Annotated in this window: 13 protein-coding genes; all 13 read right to left on the minus strand. The window is 36.8% G+C overall.

All coding sequences use genetic code 11. The annotated features are described in order from the left end of the window. Positions 1 to 91 precede the first annotated feature (91 nt). Positions 92 to 631: a hypothetical protein gene (locus F580_RS0113780; RefSeq protein ID WP_019028324.1), complete on the minus strand. Its 540-nt coding sequence runs from the start codon at positions 629 to 631 to the stop codon at positions 92 to 94. 148 nt (positions 632 to 779) lie between these two features. Continuing rightward, positions 780 to 1,208: a VOC family protein gene (locus tag F580_RS0113785; RefSeq protein ID WP_019028325.1), complete on the minus strand. Its 429-nt coding sequence runs from the start codon at positions 1,206 to 1,208 to the stop codon at positions 780 to 782. A gap of 126 nt (positions 1,209 to 1,334) precedes the next feature. Then, positions 1,335 to 1,802 (minus strand): OsmC family protein, encoded by a 468-nt coding sequence (locus F580_RS0113790; protein WP_019028326.1) that lies wholly within the window; start codon positions 1,800 to 1,802, stop codon positions 1,335 to 1,337. A gap of 117 nt (positions 1,803 to 1,919) precedes the next feature. Then, positions 1,920 to 2,537: a rhomboid family intramembrane serine protease gene (locus tag F580_RS0113795; RefSeq protein ID WP_019028327.1), complete on the minus strand. Its 618-nt coding sequence runs from the start codon at positions 2,535 to 2,537 to the stop codon at positions 1,920 to 1,922. Positions 2,538 to 2,653: 116 nt separating this feature from the next. Continuing rightward, complete coding sequence (locus tag F580_RS0113800; RefSeq protein WP_026301438.1) at positions 2,654 to 2,851, minus strand: CPXCG motif-containing cysteine-rich protein; 198 nt, start codon at positions 2,849 to 2,851, stop codon at positions 2,654 to 2,656. 510 nt (positions 2,852 to 3,361) lie between these two features. Continuing rightward, entirely contained in the window at positions 3,362 to 3,730 is a 369-nt protein-coding gene (locus F580_RS0113805; protein ID WP_019028329.1) for a hypothetical protein, read from the minus strand. A gap of 122 nt (positions 3,731 to 3,852) precedes the next feature. Then, positions 3,853 to 4,611 (minus strand): hypothetical protein, encoded by a 759-nt coding sequence (locus F580_RS0113810; protein ID WP_157443109.1) that lies wholly within the window; start codon positions 4,609 to 4,611, stop codon positions 3,853 to 3,855. A 31-nt stretch (positions 4,612 to 4,642) separates the two neighbouring features. Then, positions 4,643 to 5,044: a GFA family protein gene (locus F580_RS0113815; RefSeq protein ID WP_019028331.1), complete on the minus strand. Its 402-nt coding sequence runs from the start codon at positions 5,042 to 5,044 to the stop codon at positions 4,643 to 4,645. A 99-nt stretch (positions 5,045 to 5,143) separates the two neighbouring features. Next, positions 5,144 to 5,857 (minus strand): hypothetical protein, encoded by a 714-nt coding sequence (locus F580_RS0113820; protein ID WP_019028332.1) that lies wholly within the window; start codon positions 5,855 to 5,857, stop codon positions 5,144 to 5,146. 119 nt (positions 5,858 to 5,976) lie between these two features. Further along, complete coding sequence (locus F580_RS0113825) at positions 5,977 to 6,372, minus strand: DUF3465 domain-containing protein (RefSeq protein ID WP_019028333.1); 396 nt, start codon at positions 6,370 to 6,372, stop codon at positions 5,977 to 5,979. Positions 6,373 to 6,499: 127 nt separating this feature from the next. Continuing rightward, complete coding sequence (locus F580_RS0113830; protein WP_019028334.1) at positions 6,500 to 6,901, minus strand: hypothetical protein; 402 nt, start codon at positions 6,899 to 6,901, stop codon at positions 6,500 to 6,502. A gap of 205 nt (positions 6,902 to 7,106) precedes the next feature. Continuing rightward, positions 7,107 to 7,415: a hypothetical protein gene (locus F580_RS0113835; protein ID WP_019028335.1), complete on the minus strand. Its 309-nt coding sequence runs from the start codon at positions 7,413 to 7,415 to the stop codon at positions 7,107 to 7,109. Between the two features lie 127 nt (positions 7,416 to 7,542). Continuing rightward, positions 7,543 to 7,853: hypothetical protein (locus F580_RS0113840; protein WP_026301439.1), on the minus strand; the 311-nt coding region annotated here is incomplete at its 5' end.

A 7,853-nucleotide genomic window follows, 5' to 3' on the forward strand; every position in this document is an offset into this window, starting at 1 on the left:
CTTGTATATAACGACTTGCTAAGCGGAAATTCACAGTTGGCTATAATCGCGAAGCGATGGCCAACTGTTAATTTTCCGTTTAAGCAACTTGTTAGCTTTTTTTCATTAAATTTGCAAATTCAGGGTGGTTAACTGTAGCCTTAATTAAATCCTGAACAGCAGGAGATAAAGCGTCCGCAGTTGCATTACATGCAGTAATTGCATCAAAGCCACTTTTGAAAGAATATTTATTATTAACCGTTAAACTAGTTCCATTAGTTGAATTCAAACTAAGACCTAAATCCCAATAGCCATTGGTTAAACCCGTAATTGAAGAGAATTCTACTTTGGTGACATCACCAGTAATTTTTACAGCATCCGTTGAGTATTTGTCTGCCATTTTTAACTCATCATTAAAAGCTTTTGTAATAAACTGTGGGATAGTTAGCCCATCTGCTGGCTCAATTGGCCCCATCAGACGACAACCAGAGCTAAACTTTACAGGCTGATTTAATGATGCAAATTCTCCATTTATTTCAGGTAATTTTTTCAATACTTGGATGTTGTCTACAGAAACTGCATAGCGTGGAGGTTGCATTGTTGAACAGGCACTTAACGCTAATACGGTAATAGCTAATACTACTTTTTTCATTTTTCTTCCTTGTTATTATACGAATATAAAAATTTGAACCCGATTGAAAGCTAACGCCTCATTAAGAGGAAATTTATAGTTGGCTAAAATGTTGAACGCAGTGAAAACAGCCAACTGTATTTTTTCCGTTTGAAGTTCTTGTTAGGGCTTATTCTATGATGAGACTTCCATCTTCATTGAACTCCCAACAGTCACCAAATGCCACTTCCCATAAATGCCCATCAGGATCTGAAAAGTAACCACTGTATCCACCCCAAGAAACATCTTGAGCTGTTTTTTCAATATTACCACCAGAGCTTCTAGCTAACGCCAATACAGTATCTACCTCTGCCTTAGAACGAGTATTATGAGCTAATGTAATACCTGAAAACCCTGAGCGGTGTGAGTTTAAGTTTGGAGATACGTCTTTTGCTAGTTCATCTAAAGGATACAAAGCTAAACAGACACCACTTGTCTTAAAAAAAATAATTCCATCTTCAGGTTTTTTTGATGATGGAAACCCAAGAGCGGTATAAAACTCAAAGGATTTTTTCAAGTTTTTCACACCTAATGTGATAATACTGATATGTGGATTCATTTTTTTAATCTCAATAGGTAGCTGAAACGCCGTAAGCCCTAACGCCCAAATAATGGGCTAAAAATAGTTGGTTAAAATTAGCGACGCAGGAGCAAAACCAACTGTTTACAGACCTGATTGATTTGCTTAGGCTACGATTTCCGTAACGATTTCAGTCTTCACGGAGTTAGCAATAAAACACTGCTCATGAGATTGATGGTGCATTTTCTCAAGTTGCTCCATTGTCGGTTTTTTATCCCCCGAAAACTGAACATGTGGTTTAAGTGTTACTTTGGTCATTGATATTTTACCATCACTGTCTTTTTCCATAATACCTACAGCATCATCTACATATGAATCAACCACATACCTTCTTTTTGCTGCGATAGATAAAAAGAATAACATGTGGCAACTAGAAAGAGACGCAACAAATGCTTCTTCGGGATCGACATTTGCTTCAACTGAATATGGTAAAGGAACTACATGAGGTGAAGATGAAGCCTGAACGGTTACACCTCCATCAAAAGTCCATTCATGCCCTCGGCTATATTTGTTATCAACGTAACTTTCATTGTTACCTCTAACCCAATTGATTTTGGCAAAATACTCTGACATTTGAACTCCGTATATGAAAGTAGCCTAACGCCCTAATATTGGGAAAAAAAATTGTTGGCTAAAATGTTGAGGAACGAACAACTGCCAACGGTTAGCAGTCCGTTCTTTAACGCCTTGTTAGCTTTTTTGTGCCAAATGAACATATTGCGGTTTGATACGATATAAATAGTAAATAGCCAAACTACAACCAATAACAAAACTTAGAGAGTGTCCTGCTTTGGGATAACCGACCGATTTAAAATCTAAATATAGCGCTGGTATAAGTGCAAATGCGAGAGCACTTAGAATTAAATATCCATGTTTAATTTTGCTGATAACTAGAATCAAACCAAATCCAGCTAAACCAAAAGCAGCTTGTGAAGCTCCTGTTCCTGTATTCCAAGGCGGTGGAGTAAATTGGGTACTAAATAACGTCCCAATAGCTCCTGCGAGTAGCCAAATAGCTAACATGTATTTAGAACCAACCTTACGCTCTATGATAATACCCAAAAAGAGGATAGATAATACATTGTAAATCATATGCTTTTGATGGACATGTATCAATTGAGAAGATAATAACCGCCATACTTCAAAGTTTTTAATACCTTCGATAGTTAAACCACCAAAGTTAGCGAGTTCAGTTATTTTAGACTTGCCTAGTATCGAGCCACTAATTTGGTAAGCGACATAAAAAGATACACATACTGTCATGAAGCATATTATAAAAGTAACGAAAGGCTTGTGATTGGTATTCATACTTATTCCGAAAGCTAACGCCTCACTAAGAGGCAAATGATAGTTGGTTAAAATAAGCGACGAAGGAGCAAAAACCAACTGTTATTTGTCCTGTTAAAACGCTTGTTATGTATTTATTAAAACACATCATCTTCGCTATAGACACTAACTTCAAGCTCACCATTTACACTTTCAAAAACCAAGAAATTTATCGGTTTACAACATACTTGGCAATCTTCAATATACTGTTGTTCCATATCGGATGAATCAATTAGAATTTTAATTGTTTCACCACAATAAGGGCATCCTATAGATTTCTCAGTTAATTGATTCAACTTTTACGATCTCCCAGACATGCCTAAATACATAACGCCCCATTAAGAGGCAAATAATAGTTGGCTAAAATGTGTAGCGAAGCGGAACCGAGCCAACTGTTACGTGTCCGTTTGATTGCCTTGTTAGTTTCTGGTTATTAAAAGCACTAACTTTACAATAAGTTATCACGTCTACGGGATAGACGGAAGATACAAAAAACACTACCCGCACTACACACATAAACCTGATTTTGAGCCTTAAAAACTAAAGCTAATCTGATCTTAAAACATTGAAAGGCGAAAACTGGGTTGGGCAAAGAAGAAGAAGTGAGTATTTGAAGGCACTGTCATTGCCAAACCAAAGATTGACCCAAACACAAAATATTAAGGTAAGCACTGAACTAGCAAATAAATTCAGCTAATTTAGTGCGTGCAACTGACGCCTAAATAACAGGCTAAGTAATGGTTGGCTAAAATTGTGTAGCGAAGAGAAACGTAGCCAACTGTAATTTGTCCCACTTGAACAGCTTGTTATGTGTTTTGCAGATTTAGCCAATTCATGGCTGCTTCTTGGTTACGGAATGACTTAGTATTATTACTAGTTATATTATCAGCTAGTTGCTCCTGTAAGCTATTACAGACAATTATTGCAGAAGCGTAACATCCATTGTCTTTGTACCATTTAGCTACGGCTTCACCCTTTGAAACTACATCAGGTGAACCTAGAGTCTCCTCATCCCAAATTTCTATTTTACGCCACGATTCTAAGCCTTTACTTAATATTGACTCTCTAATTTTTGAAATAAGAATCTTCAATCCTATTTCATTAAATGGACCAAATGTTTTAACGATTAATAAGTCTCCGTCCCACAAAAGAGAAAGATCACCATGAGCATTCATAAAATCTCCTTAGGTAAACACATAACGCCTAAATAACGGGCTAAGTAATGGTTGGCTAAAATTGTGTAGCGAAGCGAAACGTAGCCAACTGTTACGTGTCCTTGTTGATTTACTTGTTATATTTATTTAAGCTCCCATAATTGCAAACCTGATATATTTACACAATAAACTTTTTCAAAAGTATTGGGTGATAAGGTAAAACAAGATAATACTTGGCTAGCTTCACCATTTGAAGCCAAGGCTATATCAACACCAATTAATAGTGTGGTTTCTGGGTACTTGTGAATATTACCGTGTTTCTTGTTATAAGATTTCTGGATGAGTACCGCTAGTTTGTTTATCCATTCATCATTATCGATAAAATCATATTCTGAGTTTTCTAAAAGTCTTCGTTTTCGTCCAACTCCCTCATATAATGGAGTTCGGAACATAGGTGCAGTTCCGAATTCAACTAATGCTTCAGCCTGAATTGAATTTTGATAACCGTCAATTGCGAGCGTTACCTCAATTCTCTCAACTAAATCACCGTTATCCTTGATTATCTCCGCATCAAAAGACTGTTCACTTCCAGGGTAAAACTTTAAAAGGTAACCTTCACAAGAATATTTTCTTGAACAATATTTTGATAGAGGGATAAGCTCTTTAATGATTTCGTTAGTGACACCTTTTCTCTGAATCAAAAAGTCTCTTGATTCTCTCGTCACATGATATCTTTTAAGTAAAGACTGCACCCACACTTCAGCGTCTTTTGTTTTTATCGGAGTTGCTAACTCCTTATTTGTAATAGTTGGGATAAGACTCATATTTCGAGATAAATATAACGCCCTAATAATGGGCAAATTATAGTTGGTTAAAATAAGCGACGCAGGAGCAAAAACCAACTGTCATTTGTCCTGTTAATTAGCTTAGCTGTCATTTTGTGGGAAACTCTTCGTGTTTTGGTAGATCGCACGGCGAATTGAACCACGGTGCTTTTGAACCCCAGAATATATTTTGTTGCGGTTGAATGCCAGGATCTTCATCGAGGGTGCCCGCGGGGACGACAATGTTTTTTCCGCCTTGAACTGCCCAAGGCAAGGACGAACCACAATTCATACAAAAACATGTAGCAAAGTATTTTGCATCAGGATGCTCGAAACGCCCCAGATACTCTTGGCCTTGCAACCATTGAAACTGTAGAGGAGGAACAAAAAGATTTGGAGCCTGTGCGCCACCAGTAAATTTTCTACAACGGGAGCAGTGGCAATATTGAAACGTTTTAAATGGTGGGGTTATTTCGTATGTAACTTTCCCACAAACACAACTTCCTTTCATGATGCCTCCGATAATGATAAATGCTTGATGACAGCTAACGCCACATTAAGCGGCTGATAATTGTTGGCTAAAATAGCGACGCAGGAGCAAAGCCAACAATTATTTGTCCTGCTGAAATGACTTGTTAGCTTTCTGATGCTGGCACCACCAGTCACTTATTATATTTGATATCTCAGGCTTAAAAGAAGCAATATAATCATCAGATAACCCACGCGCGCTTGTTGCGTGAGGCAATGATATTACATTTAACCTTTCATACTGCTGAAAACCCACTTTAAATCTTGTGCATTTTTTCCCGTTGGCAACAATATCTTTCTGTATCCAATTGGTGCCGTTTATTTTTTTTCCAAATATTGAGGCCACCTTTACATTCAATTCATGAGAATTGAATGCCCAAAGCAATTCCTTACTGAACAGGATAAGTATCTTAGGTTTCAATAGTTCACATGTTTCTAAAAAAGAGTCGCTATCTTGAACACATGCTTGATGAGTATTAGTACCGTTCATGTTGTTTGAACATGTCTGCAACCAATTGGTCTGTATGATAGATTTCTCAAAATCGCCAATATCTTCGATAGTATCACCTAGTTTAAATCCCCAAAGAGAAAACCACTTAACGATATTGTTACGAAAAGGGTAATCATTGACCTCTTTGTCAGAAAAGAATGATTTATATGGATCTTCTCGATTAATTCCAGACTCATCTAGATTTTTATCATTTTCAGTGTACCCATGATTTATCCCACAAAGTAAAACTCCTCCGCTTGAGTTTTGTGGATAAATTTTGGTGTGGATAGGTAATTCAATACTCACGACTTCCCCTTGAAAGCTAACGCCCAAATAACAGGCTAAGTAATGGTTGGCTAAAATTGTGTAGCGAAGCGAAACGTAGCCAACTGTTACGTGTCCTTGTTGATTTACTTGTTATAAAGCTATTGGTACGTTTTACCTTTGTGCTTTAACCAACCACCAACATGATACCCGTTTGGATCTTTATGAGTCCAGTGAACTACACCACCTTTTTTGTTCCACTCATATTCACCATAAAATTGGACTTGATCACCATTGGAGATTTGATTAATTCTTGGCGCTAGATCTATGTTATGAGCGATTAAGATAGTTTTACCAGACGAAAGTTTGAGGATGAATTTTTGATGGCGAGAGCCTTTATTGTCGTCATTTAATATACGGACAACAGTACCAACACCTTGAACCTGAACATCACTTGTTTGATTCTCGTATGCGTTTTGAATAGACGAAGCTTCAGCAAAGCTTGCCCATTGGAATAAAATGAAGCTAACAAAAAGTAATACTGATAGTTTTCTCATGCTCCAAACCTCCCCTAGCTTTATAACGCCTAATTAACAGGCAAAAAGTAGTTGGCTAAAATAGGTGAACGGAGTGAACAAAAAGCCAACTGTTTTTTGTCCTTGTTTAATTTCTTGTTAGGCTACTTTATCCCGCACAGATACAGTATTCAATGCCTCTGCCGCATGCTTTGCAGTTATTATAATCACTATTTTTAGGAGCTGACGGTTGTTTAGTTGCGCTATCTACTCCTAAAGTTTTTTCAAGTAGTTTAATTTTATCCCAGCAATTCTTTAAATACCTTTGCTTTTCTTTTAACTCATTTTGAAGTGAAATTATCTGAGTTCGTCTGCTTTGCATTTGATTTTTGAAAGAGCTAATCTCAGTATCTTGATTTTCCTTCAAGTCACTTGTTATAGCAAACTCAGTAGATAAAATTGAAATACGTTCACTCAGCTCATTAGTTTGATTTATAAGTTTTGAGTTTTCAGCCTTTAAGTCAACATTTGATTTCTTCAGTTCGCTTTCTCTAGAGGGAACAATTTTCAATAAAAAGTACACCACAAAAACGGAGCAGAATACTTGCGATATTAACAAGATAATTGTTTGCGAGCTCAAACTTATACTCCGAGTTTAATTGAAATCAACAGTAGCCTAACGCTTACATAAGCGGAAAAATATAGTTGGCTAAAATGTTTGAGGAACGAAAAACAGCCAACTGTAATTTTTCCGTTTAATGTTCTTGTTAGGCGAATTATAAGCCGTCTATTTGAATTGGAACTCGAAACTTAACCTTACTTGCAACTTCGGTTCCTTCTGTTAAATCGCCTCCTATACCACCAACCCCAGCAATACTTAATTTAGCACCACCCTCTTTAGAGCTGGATTCTGTTACAGCAATATCAAAGTCGACGTAAGTAACAAAACCATTGCCATGGGAAAACATATTGAGTTTTTTTAGTTCATCAATATAACCATGACCATTGCGCAGTGTTGATGAGTTCTCTTTGACTGCCTCAGTCACTTGCTTAAGCGTTTCAGCTACAAATTCTTTCACATCCATTTCAAAATACTCCTAAATTGAGGTTCGCCTAACGCCCTAATAATGGGCAAAAAATTGTTGGCTAAAATGTTGAGGAACGAAAACAGCCAACTGTTTTTTGTCCTTATTTATTAGCTTGTTATATGGCTTAACTGCCATCTGCTAAATGTACAACTGTATAACCCATTACTTTGGATTGAAACCATTTAGTAGAGTCGTTATAACACTTTTTAAACTGAGGCGTTTTATAATTACCTAACCCGTATTGATTACCACAGTTTTCTAAACTATATGAATTGATTATCCTAGCGAGTTCCAAGTTAGCTTTTCTTTTACTATTTTTAGCTTCCTTGGTGTGAACAAAATATCCAGTTGTTGCTGAGGCGATTACAGCAACTACAATAATAATACTGAAAAACTTCAGATTGCTCATACTGATCCTTATGCCATATAACGCCC

Source organism: Colwellia piezophila ATCC BAA-637 (assembly GCF_000378625.1).
In the GTDB taxonomy this organism is placed as follows: Bacteria; Pseudomonadota; Gammaproteobacteria; order Enterobacterales; family Alteromonadaceae; genus Colwellia; species Colwellia piezophila.

Bases quoted from the DNA above. Each gene is read 5' to 3' on its own strand.
- F580_RS0113780 (WP_019028324.1), bottom strand. From the start codon at position 631: ATGAAAAAAGTAGTATTAGCTATTACCGTATTAGCGTTAAGTGCCTGT.
- F580_RS0113785 (WP_019028325.1), bottom strand. From the start codon at position 1,208: ATGAATCCACATATCAGTATTATCACATTAGGTGTGAAAAACTTGAAA.
- F580_RS0113790 (WP_019028326.1), bottom strand. From the start codon at position 1,802: ATGTCAGAGTATTTTGCCAAAATCAATTGGGTTAGAGGTAACAATGAA.
- F580_RS0113795 (WP_019028327.1), bottom strand. From the start codon at position 2,537: ATGAATACCAATCACAAGCCTTTCGTTACTTTTATAATATGCTTCATG.
- F580_RS0113805 (WP_019028329.1), bottom strand. From the start codon at position 3,730: ATGAATGCTCATGGTGATCTTTCTCTTTTGTGGGACGGAGACTTATTA.
- F580_RS0113815 (WP_019028331.1), bottom strand. From the start codon at position 5,044: ATGAAAGGAAGTTGTGTTTGTGGGAAAGTTACATACGAAATAACCCCA.
- F580_RS0113825 (WP_019028333.1), bottom strand. From the start codon at position 6,372: ATGAGAAAACTATCAGTATTACTTTTTGTTAGCTTCATTTTATTCCAA.
- F580_RS0113835 (WP_019028335.1), bottom strand. From the start codon at position 7,415: ATGGATGTGAAAGAATTTGTAGCTGAAACGCTTAAGCAAGTGACTGAG.